This is a genomic window from Pandoraea cepalis (assembly GCF_902459625.1).
In the GTDB taxonomy this organism is placed as follows: Bacteria; Pseudomonadota; Gammaproteobacteria; order Burkholderiales; family Burkholderiaceae; genus Pandoraea; species Pandoraea cepalis.
Genome location: NZ_CABPRY010000022.1, coordinates 1 through 18,825 on the forward strand (window position 1 = coordinate 1; position 18,825 = coordinate 18,825).

Below are 18,825 nucleotides of genomic sequence, written 5' to 3' on the forward strand. Positions count from 1 at the left end.
GGGCGTTAGCTCAGTTGGTAGAGCAGCGGACTCTTAATCCGTAGGTCGAGTGTTCGAGTCACTCACGCCCCACCAAAGTACGACAGCGAAGGCTGCGCCACGTGCAGCCTTTTTTGTTCCCGGCAGCACCGGGGCGTTAGCTCAGTTGGTAGAGCAGCGGACTCTTAATCCGTAGGTCGAGTGTTCGAGTCACTCACGCCCCACCAGATGCATGACGAAGGCCGCACGCTGTGCGGCCTTCGTCGTTTCTGCCCGCCCCATGCTCCGCCTCCGGCCGGTCATCCCCTGTCGTCCGATTCCTACAGTCGATTCAGCCGCGACCGATAGTCCGCGAAACGCGTGCCATCTAAGCTGGATTCACGTCGTTGCGGGTCGCACGGCCACCCCTTGCTTCAGGAGACGCATCATGAATACGACGAAGTCGATTCTCGTTGTCATCACGGCACTCGCGATGGGCTCGTCCCTGGTCGGCTGCACGCTGGGCGGCGCTGCCGCGGGTGGGGTCATCGGGCACGAAGCCACCGGCGGCAGCACTGCCGGCACCATCGGCGGCGCGGTCGTCGGCGGGGTCATCGGGCACGAGTTGGGCAAGTAACGTTGCGGCTCGGCCCGGCGGACGCCGTCATCGCCCCACGGCATAGAGTGGGGAGTTGGCGGCGTAGCCGTACATGATCAGTACCGCACCCACCAAGGCGTCTGCCGCCGCCCGGGCCTCCGCCACATTCGCATAACGCTTGGCCTGCGCCGTGCAGGTCGCGTAATGACGCGCGCCATGCCTTAACGCGCCGTCGTGCCGACCGATAAACGCCGCCTGGCGGCCGCTCCATACGAAGTAGCCTTCACACCTCGCCATCTCCGGCGGCCGCCTGACCGTCAAGTCCTCCTTCTGCGAAGCCTCGCCCGCCTTGTGCAAGCGCCACTGACGCTTGATCGCCGCATCCGACCAGCGTCCCATACCAATGTCTTTTCCTCGGTTCTTTGCCATTGCTCCCTCCTGGAGTTTGCCTGCGGCACTGCGCTCGCGGGCACTCCGATAATGGTGAACAATAACGCGGTGAAGTGGGATGGGGAGTGTCCGATATGCGATGCCACACCCTACGACGACGCCCCACAAGACTCGATACTCGCTGCTCGTTATGCAAAGGAAACCAAACCGCGCTCTCGCGCCTCATGATTGGCCGCAAGGGACGACGAGCCCGCTATCTTCCGGCAAACATAGCGCGGCGAACGCACAACAGTGCTGCACTGCACACCATGCAAGCCATCCGCATTGTCTACACTGAAGGTCTCGTTCTCTTCGGAAGATGGATCCGTTGGCCTCAATGGCATCCGCGAAACCAGGACATGGCGACCGTCACCTTCGCACCCGCAATTCAGCGCCACGTCTGCGTTGACGATCAATGCATCGATGGACCGACCGTCCATGCCGTGCTCGCGCAATGCGTGACGCTCACGCCCGAGTTGCGTGGCTACCTGTTCAACGATCAGGGACGATTGCGTGCGCACGTCGCGGTCTTTGTCGATGGCCGGCTGATCCGCGACCGACACACGCTGGGCGACACGCTGAACGACGCCAGCCGCGTGTATGTCGCCCAGGCGCTCTCGGGCGGATAAGGGAGCACGGCGCAAGCGGCAGATGAATGCGCGAGCATCGAACAAGACTCGCGCGAGCCAAGGAGGCAGATCGTGAAACACGTCACCGGAGCCACGTTGCTGGTTGCCACCCGCAAGGGATTGTTCACATGGCAGCGTGAGGACGCCGTCTGGCGCCTGAAGTCGAGCGCGCCCGACTTTCCCGGCGAGCCCGTGAGCATGGTGCTGCGCGACCCGCGCGACGGCACCGATTACGCCGCGCTCAATCTGGGTCACTTCGGCGTGAAGCTCTGGTGCCGCGAACGCGACGCAAACGAGTGGACCGAACTCTCACCGCCGGCCTTCGCCCCACAAATAGAGCAGTCCGAAGCATCGGCGGACGATGCGCAGGCGTTGTCGGCACCGTCGGCACCCTCGGTCTCACTGCTCTGGTCGCTCGAAGCCGCGGGGCCCGACGCCCCCGGCGTTCTCTGGGCAGGCACGATTCCCGGTGGCCTCTTCCGCTCCAACGATCGAGGCCGCACCTGGACACTGGTGCAAAGCTTGTGGGATCGCCCCGAGCGCGCCGAATGGATGGGGGGCGGCTACGATCACCCCGGCATTCATTCGATCTGTATCGATCCGCGCGACAGCCGACAGGTGAGCGTCGCCATCTCGACCGGCGGCGTCTGGCGCACACGCGACGACGGACACACCTGGGCTTTGGCGGCCAGCGGCATGGAAGCCGATTACATGCCGCCCGAACGACGCCTCGATCCGAATGCGCAGGACGTCCACCGTCTCGTGCAATGCCGCGACGCCCCCAACGCCCTGTGGGCACAGCATCACAACGGCATCTTCCGCAGCCTCGACTACGGTGCCTCGTGGCGGCGGATTCAAGCGTCACCGTCGAGTTTCGGTTTTGCTGTCGCCGTCGATCCGCACGACCCCGATGTCGCGTGGTTCGTACCGGCCCAGCGCGACGCCTGTCGCATGCCGGTCGACGCCCGTCTCGTCGTCATTCGCACGCGCGATGGCGGCGAGTCGTTCACATCGCTCTCGCACGGACTGCCGGAGGTGCCGTCCTACGATCTGATCTATCGCCACGGCCTGGATATCGACGCCACCGGCCACTCGCTCGCCATGGGCTCGACCACCGGCGCGCTGTGGGTCAGCGACAGCGCAGGCGAGCAGTGGCAATGCCTGTCCACGCACTTGCCCCCTATCTACGCCGTGCGCTTCGTGTAGCGGGCGTCTTGTCGTTCGAGATGCCGAGCGTCTCGTCGCCGCGCCCTCGCCCGTTTTGCTGAAGGAAACCTTCAGTTAGCGCATTTCGCGTCGTAGATAGAGGTAGGCGAACTGGCTTCATTGATCCCCCCGTCACGCGTTGCTTGGCGTGTCGCACGCGCCGATGTCGGTGCGTGCGACAAGGTCGCGTTGTGCGTCCTGCTGAGCGTTGGCGTGCACCGCGCAGCGATCGGCAACCTGGCCTCGCAACGCAAGTGGGCCACAACGTCACCCATGTCGTCCCGGCATCCAATCCCTAAATGGAGTCACCCGAATGCGAATCGCCGACCTGAAGATCCGAACTCGACTGGCCATCGGTTTCGGCACGTTGCTAGCCCTGTTGTTGACCATGCTTGTCATCGCGCTGATGCGTTTCGTCGCCATCGAGCGCGACAACGAAGAACTACTCACCAGCGCGTGGGCCAAGGCCGATGCGGCACACAGCATCGATGCCATGGTGCGTGGCAACGGCCGCCGCATGCTGGAGATCTTCACGATCACCGACGCCGCGCAACGCAACACCATCAACCAGCGTATCGACGCCAATCTCAGCCGGATCGCCGAGGCGCAGGCCGTGCTCGACAAGTACGTGGTGTCGGCGCAAGGCAAACAATTGATGACCTCGATCCGGCAACACAACGACGCGTTTGTGACGGCACGTCGTGCGACGCTCGCCGCATTGACCTCGGGCGAGCGAGACTTGGCGCTGGACGTCACCCATCGCGACGCCCTCCCCGCGCTCGACGCCATGCAGGCCGAAGCCGCCGAACTGGTCACGCTCCAGAAAAGGATCGTCGACGACACCGGCGCCACAACGCGCGCCGGCATCGTCTTCGCCAAATGGCTGCTCATCGCCATCGGCGCAGCGGCAACCCTCCTGGGCATCGGCGCCGCCTGGTCTGTCACGCGCAGCATCACGCGTCCGCTCGCGCGCGCCGTGGCCGTGGCCGAGCGCGTGGCACAGGGCGATCTCACGAGCCGCATCGACGTGACAAGCCGCGACGAGACGGGCCAATTGATGGGCGCGCTCAAGCATATGAATGAAAGTCTGGAACACATTGTGCGACGCGTACGACACGGCACAGCCGCCATCGCCTCGGCGTCGGGGCAATTGCTTGCCGGCAACACCGATCTGTCGTCCCGCACCGAAGAGCAGGCCGCATCCCTGGAAGAGACCGCCTCGTCGATGGAAGAGTTGACGGCCACCGTGCGCCAGAATGCCGATAACGCGCGGCAAGCCAGCCAATTGGCCACGAACGCGTCGGAAATCGCCGGTGAAGGCGGCCGGGTGGTCGAACGTGCGGTCGCCTCGATGCAGGGAATTGCGGCCAGCTCGACGAAGATCAACGACATCATTGGCGTGATCGACGGCATTGCCTTCCAGACCAATATCCTCGCCCTGAACGCCGCCGTCGAAGCGGCGCGTGCCGGCGAGCAGGGTCGCGGTTTCGCCGTCGTGGCGGGCGAAGTGCGCACACTCGCCCAACGCAGCGCCGCCGCTGCCAAGGAGATCAAGTCACTCATCGAGACGTCCGTCGGCAAGGTCGAAGACGGCTCGGCACAAGTGCGCGACGCCGGTCGCACGATGGCGGAAATCGTGCAGGCCGTGCAGCGCGTGACCGACATCATGGGCGAGATCTCGGCAGCATCGAGCGAGCAATCGGGCGGCATCGAGCAGGTCAACACCGCCGTCATGCAGATGGACCAGGTCACGCAGCAAAATGCCGCGCTCGTCGAGCAGGCCACGGCGGCCGCCGGGTCGTTGGAAGATCAGGCGCGCAATCTGCGCGACGCCGTCGCCGTGTTTCGGCTGACCGATGGCGACGTCGTCACATCCGTGCTCGACGACGCCGCCCGGACGGCCGCCAACGGCCCGCGGGGCGACGTGCTGGCGTTCGCCCGGGCGCGCCATACCGCGTAATCGGCATCATCGGCGCCCTCGCCGGTTCGGCCGTGCCGCTGGGGCGTGCCGGCGAGGCGCCGCACCGGCCGGCAGGCGATGCCGCCGGCCGCCGCAAACCCCCATGCCTGCTGGGCTTCCAGCCGATGTCACGGTCAGCGCGGCATGGAGACATTGGAGTATGATGGCTGCTGCTATGCTTTTTCCCACCGTCTGGAAAAGAGGTGTACCGTGGCCCGAAAGACCCCCATCGAGCGCTACCGAAACATCGGCATCAGTGCTCACATCGACGCTGGCAAGACAACGACGACCGAGCGCATCCTGTTCTACACAGGCGTCAACCACAAGCTGGGCGAAGTCCACGAAGGCGCTGCCACGATGGACTGGATGGAGCAGGAACAAGAGCGCGGCATCACGATCACGTCTGCCGCGACGACCTGCTTCTGGCGCGGCATGGCCGGCAACTATCCCGAACACCGCATCAACATCATCGACACGCCGGGCCACGTCGACTTCACGATTGAAGTCGAGCGCTCGATGCGCGTGCTCGACGGCGCCTGCATGGTCTACGATTCGGTCGGCGGTGTGCAACCGCAGTCAGAGACTGTCTGGCGGCAAGCCAACAAGTACAAGGTGCCGCGCATCGCGTTCGTCAACAAGATGGACCGCGTGGGTGCCGACTTCTTCCGCGTGCACAAGCAGATTCACGAGCGTCTGCGCGGCAATGCCGTGCCCATCCAGATTCCGATCGGCGCCGAGGACAGTTTCCAGGGCGTGGTCGATCTTGTGAAGATGAAAGGCATCGTCTGGGATGAGGAATCGAAGGGCGTGAAGTTCGAATACGTCGACATTCCGGCCAATCTCAAGGACACGGCGCAGGAATGGCACGACAAGATGATCGAAGCCGCCGCCGAGGCCGATGAGGCGCTGCTCGAGAAGTATCTTGGCGGCGATACGCTGACCGAGGCCGAAATCCGGCAGGGGCTGCGCAAGCGTACCGTCGCGGGTGAAATCGTGCCGATGCTGTGCGGCACCGCGTTCAAGAACAAGGGCGTGCAGGCCATGCTCGACGCCGTGATCGATTACCTGCCGTCGCCCGTCGACGTGCCCGCCATCGCCGGTCACGACGAGGACGACAAGGAGATCGAACGTCACCCGTCGGACGACGAGCCGTTCTCCGCCCTCGCCTTCAAGATCATGACGGACCCGTTCGTCGGCCAGTTGATCTTCTTCCGCGTGTATTCGGGCGTGATCGACTCGGGCGCCACCGTCTTCAACCCGACCAAGGACAAGAAGGAACGCTTGGGGCGTATCTTGCAGATGCACGCCAATCAACGCATCGAGATCAAGGAAGTGCGGGCGGGCGATATCGCCGCGGCGGTCGGTCTGAAGGAAGCGACGACCGGCGACACGCTGTGCGATCCGAACGCCGTGATCATTCTGGAGAAGATGGAATTCCCCGAGCCGGTGATTTCGCAGGCGGTCGAGCCCAAGACCAAGGCGGACCAGGAGAAGATGGGGCTCGCGCTCAATCGGCTGGCACAGGAAGACCCGTCGTTCCGCGTGAAGACCGACGAAGAGTCCGGCCAGACGATCATCTCGGGCATGGGCGAGTTGCACCTTGAAATTCTGGTCGATCGCATGCGCCGCGAGTTCGGCGTGGAGGCCACCGTCGGCAAGCCGCAGGTCGCCTATCGCGAAACCGTGCGCAAGAAAATCGAAGACGTGCAGGGCAAGTTCGTCAAGCAGTCGGGCGGACGCGGCCAGTATGGCGACGTGGTCATCACGCTGGAGCCGGACAAGGAAAAGCCGTATGAATTCGTCGATGCGATCAAAGGCGGCGTGGTGCCACGCGAGTTTATCCCGGCCGTGGACAAGGGCATTCGCGAGACGCTGAACAACGGCGTGGTGGCCGGTTATCCGGTCGTCAACGTGAAGGTTACGCTCACGTTCGGGTCGTACCATGACGTGGACTCGAACGAAAACGCGTTCCGCATGGCGGGCTCGATGGCGTTCAAGGAGGCGATGCGCCGTGCCGACCCGGTGCTGCTCGAGCCGATGATGGCGGTCGAAGTCGAGACGCCCGAAGAGTTCATGGGCAACGTGATGGGCGATCTGTCCGGGCGTCGCGGCATGTTGCAGGGCATGGACGACATCGTGGGCGGCGGCAAGATCGTACGCGCCGAGGTGCCGCTGTCAGAAATGTTCGGTTACTCGACCTCGTTGCGCTCGCTCACGCAAGGACGCGCCACATACACGATGGAATTCAAGCATTACGCCGAAGCGCCGAGGAACGTGGCCGACGCGATTATTTCGACCAAGAAGTAACGCGTCATCGGATGTCGGACGCGATGTCGGGCGCGGCGGGTCAGGATTGACCGCCGCGCCCGATGTCGTTGTCCGGCTGTCGCGTTTGCCAACGCGCTGACTGCCTCGCCGTCATAAGGCGCGATCGGTCCGAGGGAATCGGGCGTCGCGGGCCCGGGCGCGCTCAGTAAGTGCGCAGATGCTCGGCGTGATGCGACAGATGATCCGCCATGAAGGTCTGAATGAAGTAGTAGCCGTGGTCGTAGCCGTGGTGGCGTCGCAGGTTCAGCGGCTGACCGGCATCCTGGCAGGCGCGCTCGAAGAGGTGCGGATGCAGTTGCGATTCGAGGAATTGATCGTTCAAGCCCTGATCGATCAGGATACCGCCCGGAAACACCACCTGCCCGGCCTTCGCCATCAGTTCGCTCGCGTCATATTGGCGCCACGTCTCTCGATCCGCGCCCAGATATCCCGCGAATGCCTTCTCGCCCCATGGGCAACGCGTTGGCGCCGCGATCGGCGCGAATGCCGACACCGAGCGGAATTTGTCAGGGTTGCGCAGTGCGAGCGTCAGGGCACCATGCCCGCCCATGGAGTGGCCGAAGATGCCGATGCGTCCCGCGTCGATCGGCAACGATTGCGTCACCAATCCGTAGAGTTCGTCGACGATATAGCTGTACATGCGATAGTGCGCGGACCACGGTGCCTGTGTCGCGTCGAGATAAAAGCCGGCGCCAACGCCGAAATCCCAGGCATCGGTCTCGCCCGGCACGCCAGCGCCACGCGGGCTGGTGTCGGGCGCAATCAGCGCCACGCCGTGTTCTGCAGCGAGCCATTGCGCGCCGCCCTTGACCATGAACGTTTCTTCCGTGCAGGTCAGCCCCGCGAGATAGAACAGCGCCGGCACGGCGCGGCCGTCACGCGCCTGAGGCGGGATGAACACCGAGAAACGCATCGGCAAGCCGATGACAGTCGACGTATGGCGATAGAATCGTTGCGCACCACCGAAACAACGGTGTTCGGAAATGAGTTCGAGCATGACGAAATCCGGGAGGGTTCGGGAAGTCGGCCATGGCGCCGCGCCGCAGGGAGCGTGGCAACCATTGCGATGATGGCCGCTATCTTACCTCGCGAGGCGGCGGGTGACATCGGCTAGGTGTGTGGGGTGAGTGGCGTGCGTTCGCGGACGGGATTACAGCCGATATATCGCGCGCGTCGCCGCCATGTGACGGGAGCGCGCATTGCGCAGCGGCCGGTGCCACATACCTGGCGCGACGGGCCTATTACCGTGACAGCGTCGTAGCACTTTGCTGGACTAGATCGGCCGTTTACGACCCGAAGCGGTCCTTAGTAGCACGAGTAGCCGGACTACCGCTCCCGACTCCCGATCGGTTAATTATCGGGGCCAATATCTTTCCAGTCTTCCGGCATAACGATCTTTGCGTCGATGTTGGCGTGTTCTTTCAACAGATACAGCAGGTTACTGCCTGCCAGCAATTCAATCGGTTTGCCGTTAGCGAACTCAAAGGCCGCTTTGCCGTAACCACTGGTCGCAACGAGGATGCCTTTTGACGCACCTTCGTTCTGCATGGTGCCGAACAGATCGCGTACGGCGCTGACGCCGACGGTGTTCTTGTACCGCTTGGCTTGGATCACCACTTTGCCGCCGAAGATCGGACGAGGATCGAACGCTACGCAATCCACGCCACCGTCACGAGATGCCTGCGTCTGGCGAGACTCCAGCCCCATGGTCGTGAACAGGTTGGTAATCAGCGACTCGAATTCGCCCGGCGTCAGGTCCATCAGGTTAGGCCTCCGATCAAGCGTGGCGAGGACATCTCCCTCCTGGACAAAGCGCGGATCAGCCATGTTCAGTTCGAGCACCGGACGTACCGGCGCCAGTTCGGCGGCGCTCTTCGAGAATGACGCGTTCAGCGACTTCAGGCAGGCGAGCGGATCGACATTTGCCAAGTCCATGTCATGAAATATTTCGCGCGTTGTCCGAACCGTGATGATGCAGGGCCGGATGGGCTTTCCATTGCCTCTATCGATGGTGTCCACGTATCCATTGAACACGACCGTTTCCACGTAGCCGGCCGTGTCAGACGCAAATATTTCGTGCAGTGAGCGCAGCGTCGTTTGGGCAACGGCATCGGCATACATCGTGCGTCGCTGACTCTCGGGGCGAGCTGATTCCGTAAAAGAGTCCGAGGTTTTGACGTACCTGACGGATTTCACCGCAGGAACAATTTCGTCGTATTCCGGCAGATCATAGGCCACGATCAGTTGTTTCGACTCGGCCTGATATTCGGCGTTGGTTGCCAGCGAAAATCCGTCGGGATAAGGGCTGCTTTCCAGAACCGTTGCAAAGTAGACGGCAATTGCGTTCGGGTCTGCTGCACGAAACGCTGCCTCAAGCTGTTCGACTTGCTGATTGTGTTCGTCTGCTTCACGTTTCGCTTGCTCGACGACGCGCTCATGGGTCTCGCAGCGCTTCTTTACTTCAGCCTGACGCATTGCATTGCGGGACACACGGGCCTGGGCCTCTGCCTCAAAGCGTTGTCGCGCCAACGACTCTTCCTCCGCATGTTTTTTCTTCACCCGCGGCAAGAGATTCGAAATGCCACGGGCCTTTGCCGGAGCGTAGTCATCCCAACGAGGAGGATCTTCGGTGAGCGAGAAATTCCCCAGATCTAGAGGCTTATAGGTTGGCTTGGTCCGCAGCTTCGCGAAATCGAGGACTGGATTGCGTCGAATGCCATTAATCAGGATTTTCGAGAGCGCTTGCACCTGCTCATCAAGCTCCTGGTTCTGCTGTTGTGCATCTTCCATTTGAGATTCGACGTGAAGCCGCTTGTTTTCCTTCTCGTCGGCAATCAAAGCGCGCTGATAGTTCCTTTCGGCGCGCTCAGCTTCTCGGATCGCGCGAATTTGTGCGCGTTGTTCGCTCTCATAGGCGCGCCGCGACGCACGGGCAGAACGCTCCATCTCACGAGAAATGCGGTTCAAGGTACTCACGAATCCCCGACGAGCCATGCGGTCTCCTGTAGTGTTTTTAGCGTCTGATGCCGATCATACCGAGGATATGAGACTCGATCGCAGCCTTCCGGCGTATCTCTTCAGAGAACGATCTGTAATTATGCGTCGTTGACCTGCGAGGCGACTTTCGGACCATTCTAAACTTGAAATATTGAAGCCTGACTGAGGGCCACCGAAACGAAGATCCAAGCAGTCGCTATGAGAGACCCGATAAGAGCCCTGGACTACCTCGGCATCGTGCCCGAGGACATCCATGCGCCAGAGCAGAGTGTGGTACAGGGCAGTTTCGGCGAATGACTGCTTACTGAGTGAATTTGTCTTGTGAATGTCTGGTCGTCGCATCCGACGAAGGTCGCTTCATGGCAGGTTGCCACCTTAAACGGATTTTGGCTTGCGACCCGCTGCGGACTTTCGCTGCGCCAATCTCGGGGCCGCAAAGCGGACGGTAACTCAACGCGATCTCTGATTCCCGCCTAACGGGCCTGCTCGATCTCAGGCGCCCAAGCCTAGTGGGTCAACTGATCTCGACTTCAACCACGTAGGCAGGCACGACCTTCTCTTCCCTATGAATGCCCGAAGTCACTTTGGATACGGGAATGGCGGCGATGTGGATTTCGCGCATACGAGTTAGCTGTGCGCCGCTCGCGAAGACGACTTCCTTCTCATTACCGTGATTGCCTTCCCGGCTGTAGGCGTAGGCTTTGGTCTTGGACTGTGTCACGCGAACCACCATAAGGTCCACCCGGCCAGCGTCATAGGCCTTGCCCTTCCACTCAGCATTCCTCAGGGCCACCTGGGGGCAGAAGGACGTTGAGAACGGACGCGACGTGGTAAGGGTTGGGCTACCGCAGGCCCAACGCCCCCCGTGGAAAAAGAACTGGCCCTCTGCTATCTCCACGCCATGAGCTTTGATGGCTTCATCCGCCATTACCCAGTCGTGTTTCGGAAATTCACCCTGGTATGAACAAAGCGCCTCGGGCACATCCTGCGGCATCAGATCGCGTAGAGCGCGATACTCGGCGCTTGCGTCTAGTGCCCTGTCGATATGGCCCTCCAAGCCATTGTCAGCACGCTGGCGGAGCATGCGAGTGGCTGCTTCGGTGTGCGTCGAGATCACTTCGATAAGCCTATCGTTCACCTGAAAGGCATCGATAAAAGACAGGCCCTTGTTCGTGACAAGATCCAATGCCTCCTCGGTGGTTGTGTCGCGTTTGGACCAAACCTCGTACGGCGTGGCGAAAACGTTCACGACGCCTGCTTTCCTTACCATGTACACACTCCCTGTCTCTCTTGAATCGAATGCAATGTCGGGTCTCCACTATGGGCGACTGACGTTCTCCGCCAACTGCGACTGCTTGATCGCTCGGATTGTCCTCGCGCATACTTTTGATAAAAAGGCAACGCCGATAGGGCCATCCGCCGCTGCAGGATTTGGGCGCAGGGCGGGCGAAATTCTCCGTCGGAAAGCCGTCCATCAGCAGTGACCGGTTGAATCCACAGCCGCATTCGGCCAGATGCCGCTGCTCGGCCAGCCGAAGCCCCCCCCGTTCACAGGAAGCTACGGGCATCGACCGCAACCGCCCCACGCTCACTGCCATCGCCGGGGCGGCCACTCATTTCGACCTACGCCAGCCTCACCGCCATCGGTGCCCCGCGGACATGCCATGCCATCCGCACGGCATTCCCCGCGGTCTCAAAATAATTGTCGCGATTTCTAAACTTTTCGCCGCGCACGTCGCTATACCGTGAAGGACGTTCGGTGACGTGTTGCACAGCGCTCGCGGCGAAATCCGCGCCGCCGGGAGATTTGTCACATTTACCGGCTATGATGCTTCGCGCCATATGAGACGCGAATGGCGATCAGGCCGCGTCAGGCACACCGAGCCCCGTCCCGAAAGGCAGTCGCAGCAACGTCGTCCATCATCAGTGCAAAAGAAGCATCGCGCCACCATCGCCGGCACAGTCCACGCCAAGGACTGGTCAGGACAAGGACGACGATGCATGACACCGACCAGATCATCAGAGATTTACCGGGGGCCCTATGAAGCTGATCCTGCTGGCGCTTGCCGCCTCGCTGTTTACGCTCGTCATGATGGTACAGGCGCGCAGCGAAGCCGACGACGTAGGTATCTCCGCCGCCCGCGCGCAACCGCCGGGCGTCATCGTCAGTGACCGCGTACGTACGCGCAAGGACATGGCAATGTGGAACGCTCGCCGCAAGATGCACGCGGTGCGTCAGGAAGACTGACGCGGCAAGGGCATCGTTTCCCGTGCAGCAACATGCTGCAACGCACCAAACTTGGGCATCCTCCGCAACCGTCCTATAGTGGAAGGGAAATTCAGGCGAGGAGACAAGAACGATGCCCGTACTTCACTTCAACCTTTACGACCTGACCCTGTTCCTGCCAATGGCCGTGGCCGGTGCATTGCTCGTTGGCGGCATTCCCGTCACCACACGGGCCACGCGCTACAGTCTGCGCGCGGTCGGTGCCGTGGTCGGCGCCCTCGTCGCGTTGCTGGTCATGGAGGCGTTGCCCGTATTGGTGTAGCCACCGGGCGCCGCAGGCGGGCAACCCGCCATCCGATTCTGGATGGCGTTGCGTAGCGTTAACGCTTTCGACCCTGGTCAGCCCTATCACGCCTGCCACGGCCTACCGCCCCTGAAGCGACGGCGGTCACGCCGCTGTCATCGCGGCCACCTATTCTCGTTTCCGGCAACTTCGGTTGCGCTGTCACCCTCTCTGTTGCGCCGCCGACCCGCTCGGCGGCTTTTTTTATGCCGAGGCCGAGGCCTCGCATCCCCACGCTGGCACTGGCATCGTTTTCTCCCGACGCACATGCCGCCATCGCCTACAATCACCGGAAGTGCAACGCTTCGCGCCAAGTCTCCAGCGCTCAACATCCGGGACACCGCGCTACGCCGACAGAGGAGGTTTCCGTATGTCCGACGCGTTTTCCCGCGCCTTCGCCGTGGTCATCAATCAGTACCGCTCGCCCCGTCAGTACACCGTTTCGGTCGAACGCACGAGTGAGATGATCGCCAAAAATATCGGACTGTTCTCCGACGGCTTCGCCGCGGAACCGCATCTGATCGTCGGCTTGTTCGAATGCGAAGCCGACGCCTGGGCCCTCGCCCGACGTCTGCAGCGCACGCGCACGACCATGCAGGCACTGCTACAAACACCCGCGCGCGCCACCTCCGTATCGCCGCCCGAACTCGATCCTAGCGACTGACGCCTCCCCCTCGCGCCTCCGAACTTGCGCGCTTCCGAACTTCCTCCCCTCCCTCGCAACGACGGCTGTCGATCGAAAAAACGTCCCCCGGGCGTTCGCTTGCACGAGTAGAATTCGGAATTCCAGATATCACCGATGCCGGTAAGTGCCCGAATCCCATGTCGAACTCCGCTAGCCAGGCCGACTTCCCAGCGTCCGGTCCGTCGCCCGCGACCCATGCGGCGCTTGCGCCCCTTGGGCCACTCGCCAGCACACCGGTGCTGATCGACCTGGTCTATTCGCGTCTGCGCGACGCCATCGCCGATCTCACATTGCCGCCGGGCGAGCGCATCCGGCAGGCCGAGTTGGCCGATGCGCTGGGCGTGTCGCGTCAGCCCGTCAGCCATGCGTTGCAGTTGCTCAAGCGCGACGGTCTGGTCTGCGACAGCGGGCGCCAAGGGCTCGAGGTCGCGCCGATCGACGCCGACCATCTTCGCCAGCTCTATCAGGTGCGCACCGCGCTGGACGGGCTCGCCGCCCGGTTGGCGGCCACGCGCATGGCACAGGGCACGCTGACCGACGCCGAATTGCGCCGCCTGCAGGACGCCGTCGCCGCCGGCATGGCGATGACACGAGGCACGCCGGTGGCGCGTCAAGTCCGCGTGGAGGTTGCCTTCCACACGGCGCTGCATGACGCGTCGGGCAACCCGTTGATCGCGCAGACGGTGGCGCCGCAATGGCCGCACATCATGCGGGCGATGGCGGCAACGCTCGGGGCGATGCCAATGCAGGAAGTCGTCTGGCATGAGCATGGTGAGATCGCCGCGCGCATCGCTGCGGGCGACGCCATCGGCGCCGAAGCCGCCGCCCGCGAACACACCGAAGCCGACGGCGGCCAGTCGCGACGCGAGTGGCTCGCCCGACTGGCGGGGACCAACTGACGATGCAAGCCGTTATCTCTGCTGCCCTGCCCGTCTTCGGGCTGATCTTCGTGGGCTATCTCTGCGCCCGCCGGGCCTGGCTCGGCGAGGGCGCCCTCGACGCCCTCAATCGCTTCGTCGTCTATCTCGCCCTGCCCGCCGTACTGTTCCAGTCGATGGCGCAGATTACGTGGGCGGAACTGGTCAATCCGGGGTTTCTGGGGGCGTTCGGCGGCGGCATGGCGGCAACGTTCGCACTGTCGTTCCTGCTCGATCGCACGGTGCGCGGACGGCTGACCGACGCGAGCATCGAAGGCATGGGCGCCGCCTATCCGAACGCCGGGTTCATGGGACTGCCGCTGTGCCTCGTGGTCTTCGGTCCGGCCAGCGTGCCGGCGGTTGTCGTCGCGATGCTGCTCACCGCCACCGTGCTCTTCGCGATCTCGATCGCGATCATCGAGACGGATCTGCAAGCCACGCCGAACTGGCGTCGCACGGCAGGCTTCGTGATCCGCGCGCTGGTGCGCAATCCGCTTGTCGTCTCACCGTTCGCCGGCATGGCATTTGCGGGCGCCGGTATCGCGTTGCCCGCCCCCGTGCTGCACCTCACGACACTGCTCGGCGGTGCCGCGAGTCCCTGCGCATTGGTCGCGATCGGCCTGTTTCTCGCGCAGCGATCGGGCGCGGCGCGAGAGCCGCGCATGGCACGGGCGGTCGGGCGTCTCGTCGGACTCAAGCTGGTGTTTCAACCGGCAATCACGGCGTTCCTGGCGTTCCGCGTCTTCGATCTTCCGGCGATCTGGGCACACAGTGCGCTGCTGCTCTCGGCGCTGCCCATCGGCACCGGTCCGTTCATGCTCGCGCAATTGTACGGACGCGAAGCCACCGTCGCTTCGCGCGCGATTTTGATGTCGACGGTGCTCTCCGTGGTAACGGTGTCGCTGCTGATCGGGTGGTTCAGCGTGCGTTAAGCGCGCAGAAAGCGACGCCCCGAGACGGCCGGCGCGAACGGGATCCCTTCAGCCCAGGCTCGCCGCAGGTGCCACGACCACGCGGTCGCGCCCCCCGCGCTTGGCGGCGTAGAGCGCCGCATCGGCGGCGCCAAGCAAACGCATCGGCAGCGTGTCCCGGTCGGACACATCGCGCGGATCCACGCTGGCAAGCCCGATGGAAATCGTGAGCGGTACGCGCGCGCCATCGTCGTCGGGCACGTCCAGCCGTGCCACGGCCCGACGCACTCGCTCGGCGACCGTGCCCGCCCAGTTCTGCTCGGTCTGCACGAGCAACGCAGCAAACTCTTCCCCGCCATAACGCGCGAGCGTATCCGTCACCCGAAGTTGCGCACGCATGCATGCGCTGGCCGCCCGCAAGGCCCGGTCGCCCGTGGCATGACCATGACTGTCGTTGACGCGCTTGAAATGGTCGATGTCGATGAGCAGGCACGCGAGCGGCGCACCATAACGCGCCCCCCGGATCACCTCTTCCCGCAAGCGCTGATCGAAGTAGCGTCGGTTCGACAAGCCTGTGAGCGGATCGGTCAGGCCGATACGCTTCAGACGCTCGCGATTCCACATGTTCTCGAGACACACCGCAACGACCGCGCCGAAGCGTTCGATGAAATCGGTGGCCATCTCCGGCGCGAAGCGGCGCGCGTCGCGACTCCCCAGCGCGATCACGCCAAAATACCGGCCGTTGCGTGCCAGGGGCATCACCACGGCGCTGGCCGGCGGACGCGCCCCGAAGAGCGGCGCGTGGCGCTCGCGCGGCGCACCGATCCAAAGCTGCCCGTCGCCGCAGACGGCCGCGAACGTGCCGGCATCCTGCGCAATGCACAGACCGGCGTCGAGTGCGCGAATGCCCTCGGCCGTATCGATGAGATCGCGCAGGGTGTCGTCGACCTCGGCGAGCATCAGCCGTACGCCCGACAGGTCGAAATCGTGACGCAGGCGATTGAGCACCACTTCCAGAAACTCGCCGAAGTCCGGGGCGCCCATGAGCGCCAACTCGATATCCTGGAATCGCTTTAGCGAGCGCTCATTGCGCTGGACCGTCGCCAGCAGCGATTGCAAGGAGTCGAGCGTCGGTGCCTGGTTGGTTGCCACGTAAGGTCTCGAAAGACACGCGGCACTTCGCGGCCGCCTAGCGTGATCGCCCGGCATTGTGCCGTAGCGCCCCGGTATCGCGCTCGCACTGCGCGCCGAGAAACAAGTTCCGGGCAGAGACGCACACGTTGAACGCATTCGCCGAACCCGATGGTGAGGCCATGACGACGCCGGTTATCCGACTGTCATTAGCCGTTAACGGCACGTCCCCCACCGGAGTGAAGGGTAGCAGAATCGAATCTTGCCAGACGTGAAATCGAGCCGTCACGCGGCCCTCCGATACCCTAGGGAAAATACTTAGTTCACCCCAACGTCATGCGGCAGCGCATCAAAACGCTCGCTGCGGCTCAGGACGTCTTCCGGGCGATCGGCCGGCCATCGCGCCAAGCCGCAGCCGATGGCGACCCATCACCTTCACGGTGCATCAGCAAAATCGTTGACAGTCGACGTCGCGAGCCCGCATCGCGCCCGCCATCGCCCGCCATCGCTCGCGTTGTGCCCGCGCCACATGACATTCGCCTGTACTCGGCTTTTGCGCGTGTCTTTGCGTCGTCGACGTGTGACTGCCGACGGGGCCGATTCGCCGGGCACACTGTCCGGATAAGACATTCCGATATTGGGAAACCGGTCGTCCGGAACGCATGCATACCTATCGCAACGCAGCGAAAAATCATCGAAAACTGGCGTAGATCAACAATCCCAATGTTTCCCCGCTTGACACCTTCCCACCTTTCCCGTAAAAAAACGACTGCATGAACGTTGTATGGCGAGTCTTGTGTTCATCTAATGTCGCCCTAGCGTCGCCTCGGTTGTACCTGATCAGCTTTAATGTCATGCGCTCACTGAGCTTCTGGCTCGCTCATTTGAAAACTTTAAGGATTTAAGAAATGGCAACTGGTACCGTCAAGTGGTTCAACGACGCCAAGGGTTTTGGTTTTATTACGCCGGACGAAGGTGGTGAAGATCTCTTCGCTCACTTCTCGGAAATCCAGTCGAAGGGCTTCAAGTCGTTGCAAGAAAACCAGAAGGTCACCTTCGAAGTGAAGATGGGACCGAAGGGCCGTCAGGCCAGCAACATCCAGCCGGTCTAAGCGACGGATGTTTCGCTGCTGATCGCTTAACGCGATCGACGCGTCTCGGGCAGGGCTAAAACGGCCCGCCCGAACTGAAAACCCCGCTCTCGCGGGGTTTTTTCGTTTGGCTCGACCGGCGCGTCAGCGCCACGCAATCACATCGCGCGCGGCTTCACCCGACTCGCGGCTTCGACCGCGTGACGACGGGCCACCTCCAGATCGCTGTCATGCGCCAGCGCCACCCCCATACGACGCTTCACGAAGCTCTCCGGCTTGCCGAACAGACGAATATCGGTGTGCGGCACCTGAAGCGCCTGATCGACGCCGTCGAACACAATGCCCGCCGCATCCACGCCACCATAGATGACCGCGCTCGCCCCCGGCGTCTTCAGCGTGGTATCGACCGGCAAGCCGAGAATCGCCCGCGCATGCAGTTCGAACTCGTTCTGCCATTGGGTAATCATCGTGACCATGCCCGTATCGTGCGGACGCGGACTGACTTCGCTGAACCACACCTCATCCCCTTTGACGAACAGTTCGACACCGAAGATGCCCTGCCCCCCAAGGTTGTTCGTCACCTCGTGCGCCACCACGCGCGCACGCTCGAGCGCCACCGACGACATCGGATGCGGCTGCCAGCTCTCGACATAATCGCCGCTCACTTGCTTGTGGCCGATCGGCGCGCAGAAGTGCGTTTCGACCTGGCCGTCGGCGCCACGTGCGCGCACGGTCAACAGCGTTATTTCGTAGTCGAAATCGATGAAGCCTTCGACGATGATGCGACCGTGACTCACACGGCCACCGGCCATGGCGTAGTCCCATGCCGCCTTCACGTCGTCAGGGCCGTCGATCTTGCTCTGTCCCTTGCCCGAACTGCTCATCACCGGCTTGACAATGCACGGGTAGCCGATCCCACTATCGATGGCCGCTTGCAGTTGCGCCAGCGAATCGCAGAATTGATACGGGCTCGTCGGCAAACCAAGCGTCTCGGCCGCCAGACGGCGAATGCCTTCGCGATCCATCGTCAGACGCGCGGCACGGGCCGTGGGAATGACGCGGACCACGCCGTCGGCCTCCAGCGCTTCGAGCATCGGCGTGGCGATGGCTTCGATTTCGGGTACGACGAGATCCGGCTTCTCGGCTTCGATCAACGCCTTGAGTTGCTCGGGATCGGTCATCGCAATAGTGCGCGCGTGATGCGCCACCTGCTGCCCCGGCGCATTTTCATAACGATCGACGGCAATCGTCTCGACGCCAAGACGCTGCAGTGCGATCAGCACTTCACGGCCGAGTTCGCCGGCGCCCAACAGCATGACCTTCGTCGCGCTCGGCGACAGCGGTGTTCCGATAGTGGTCATGGGTGACCTTTGGAGAGTGAGAAATCAGAAGGCGTCGACGCACCCTGGCGCCGT

General features: G+C 62.8%; 17 protein-coding genes and 1 tRNA gene. 12 read left to right on the forward strand and 6 right to left on the reverse strand.

Going from position 1 to position 18,825, the window contains the following annotated elements; genetic code table 11:
* Positions 1-130: 130 nt before the first annotated feature.
* Positions 131-206, forward strand: a tRNA-Lys gene (locus PCE31107_RS22910).
* 200 nt (positions 207-406) lie between these two features.
* Positions 407-595 carry a glycine zipper 2TM domain-containing protein gene (locus tag PCE31107_RS22915; protein WP_150564494.1) on the forward strand — a complete coding sequence of 63 codons (189 nt, stop codon included), beginning with the start codon at positions 407-409 and terminating at the stop codon, positions 593-595.
* A 27-nt stretch (positions 596-622) separates the two neighbouring features.
* On the opposite strand, the gene PCE31107_RS22920 is transcribed toward PCE31107_RS22915, so the two are convergent.
* Positions 623-985 (reverse strand): hypothetical protein, encoded by a 363-nt coding sequence (locus PCE31107_RS22920; protein WP_130025698.1) that lies wholly within the window; start codon positions 983-985, stop codon positions 623-625.
* Positions 986-1,344: 359 nt separating this feature from the next.
* On the opposite strand from PCE31107_RS22920, the gene PCE31107_RS22925 reads away from it, so the two are divergent.
* The 4 genes from PCE31107_RS22925 to fusA all read left to right on the forward strand — a co-directional run bounded on the left by PCE31107_RS22925 (position 1,345) and on the right by fusA (position 7,087).
* Positions 1,345-1,614: a MoaD/ThiS family protein gene (locus PCE31107_RS22925; protein WP_026131863.1), complete on the forward strand. Its 270-nt coding sequence runs from the start codon at positions 1,345-1,347 to the stop codon at positions 1,612-1,614.
* A gap of 72 nt (positions 1,615-1,686) precedes the next feature.
* On the forward strand, positions 1,687-2,820 hold the full coding sequence (locus PCE31107_RS22930; RefSeq protein ID WP_150610760.1) for a beta propeller repeat protein: 1,134 nt from the start codon (positions 1,687-1,689) through the stop codon (positions 2,818-2,820).
* 313 nt (positions 2,821-3,133) lie between these two features.
* On the forward strand, positions 3,134-4,780 hold the full coding sequence (locus PCE31107_RS22935; RefSeq protein ID WP_150610761.1) for a methyl-accepting chemotaxis protein: 1,647 nt from the start codon (positions 3,134-3,136) through the stop codon (positions 4,778-4,780).
* A gap of 210 nt (positions 4,781-4,990) precedes the next feature.
* Positions 4,991-7,087 (forward strand): elongation factor G, encoded by a 2,097-nt coding sequence (gene fusA / locus PCE31107_RS22940; RefSeq protein ID WP_130025694.1) that lies wholly within the window; start codon positions 4,991-4,993, stop codon positions 7,085-7,087.
* A gap of 163 nt (positions 7,088-7,250) precedes the next feature.
* On the opposite strand, the gene fghA is transcribed toward fusA, so the two are convergent.
* From fghA to PCE31107_RS22955, 3 genes are all read right to left on the reverse strand, one after another.
* A complete protein-coding gene (gene fghA / locus PCE31107_RS22945; RefSeq protein ID WP_130025693.1) occupies positions 7,251-8,105 on the reverse strand; it encodes an S-formylglutathione hydrolase in 855 nt (284 codons plus the stop codon).
* Between the two features lie 353 nt (positions 8,106-8,458).
* The gene (locus PCE31107_RS22950; RefSeq protein WP_174966763.1) at positions 8,459-10,075 is read right to left on the reverse strand and encodes a restriction endonuclease; all 1,617 of its coding nucleotides are present in this window, start codon (positions 10,073-10,075) and stop codon (positions 8,459-8,461) included.
* A 544-nt stretch (positions 10,076-10,619) separates the two neighbouring features.
* Entirely contained in the window at positions 10,620-11,354 is a 735-nt protein-coding gene (locus tag PCE31107_RS22955) for a hypothetical protein (RefSeq protein ID WP_217425228.1), read from the reverse strand.
* Positions 11,355-12,146: 792 nt separating this feature from the next.
* Between PCE31107_RS22955 and PCE31107_RS22960 the strand changes: the two genes are divergently transcribed.
* The 5 genes from PCE31107_RS22960 to PCE31107_RS22980 all read left to right on the forward strand — a co-directional run bounded on the left by PCE31107_RS22960 (position 12,147) and on the right by PCE31107_RS22980 (position 15,209).
* Positions 12,147-12,353 carry a hypothetical protein gene (locus tag PCE31107_RS22960; protein WP_017232346.1) on the forward strand — a complete coding sequence of 69 codons (207 nt, stop codon included), beginning with the start codon at positions 12,147-12,149 and terminating at the stop codon, positions 12,351-12,353.
* Between the two features lie 112 nt (positions 12,354-12,465).
* The gene (locus PCE31107_RS22965; RefSeq protein ID WP_130025690.1) at positions 12,466-12,654 is read left to right on the forward strand and encodes a hypothetical protein; all 189 of its coding nucleotides are present in this window, start codon (positions 12,466-12,468) and stop codon (positions 12,652-12,654) included.
* A 391-nt stretch (positions 12,655-13,045) separates the two neighbouring features.
* The gene (locus PCE31107_RS22970; RefSeq protein WP_130025689.1) at positions 13,046-13,339 is read left to right on the forward strand and encodes a hypothetical protein; all 294 of its coding nucleotides are present in this window, start codon (positions 13,046-13,048) and stop codon (positions 13,337-13,339) included.
* Positions 13,340-13,497: 158 nt separating this feature from the next.
* On the forward strand, positions 13,498-14,259 hold the full coding sequence (locus PCE31107_RS22975) for a GntR family transcriptional regulator (protein WP_150610764.1): 762 nt from the start codon (positions 13,498-13,500) through the stop codon (positions 14,257-14,259).
* 2 nt (positions 14,260-14,261) lie between these two features.
* On the forward strand, positions 14,262-15,209 hold the full coding sequence (locus PCE31107_RS22980) for an AEC family transporter (RefSeq protein ID WP_150610765.1): 948 nt from the start codon (positions 14,262-14,264) through the stop codon (positions 15,207-15,209).
* 48 nt (positions 15,210-15,257) lie between these two features.
* On the opposite strand, the gene PCE31107_RS22985 is transcribed toward PCE31107_RS22980, so the two are convergent.
* Positions 15,258-16,340 (reverse strand): DUF484 family protein, encoded by a 1,083-nt coding sequence (locus PCE31107_RS22985; RefSeq protein ID WP_240756241.1) that lies wholly within the window; start codon positions 16,338-16,340, stop codon positions 15,258-15,260.
* 887 nt (positions 16,341-17,227) lie between these two features.
* On the opposite strand from PCE31107_RS22985, the gene PCE31107_RS22990 reads away from it, so the two are divergent.
* On the forward strand, positions 17,228-17,431 hold the full coding sequence (locus tag PCE31107_RS22990) for a cold-shock protein (RefSeq protein WP_017232339.1): 204 nt from the start codon (positions 17,228-17,230) through the stop codon (positions 17,429-17,431).
* A 137-nt stretch (positions 17,432-17,568) separates the two neighbouring features.
* On the opposite strand, the gene purT is transcribed toward PCE31107_RS22990, so the two are convergent.
* A complete protein-coding gene (purT, locus tag PCE31107_RS22995) occupies positions 17,569-18,771 on the reverse strand; it encodes a formate-dependent phosphoribosylglycinamide formyltransferase (protein ID WP_150610766.1) in 1,203 nt (400 codons plus the stop codon).
* Positions 18,772-18,825: the final 54 nt, after the last annotated feature.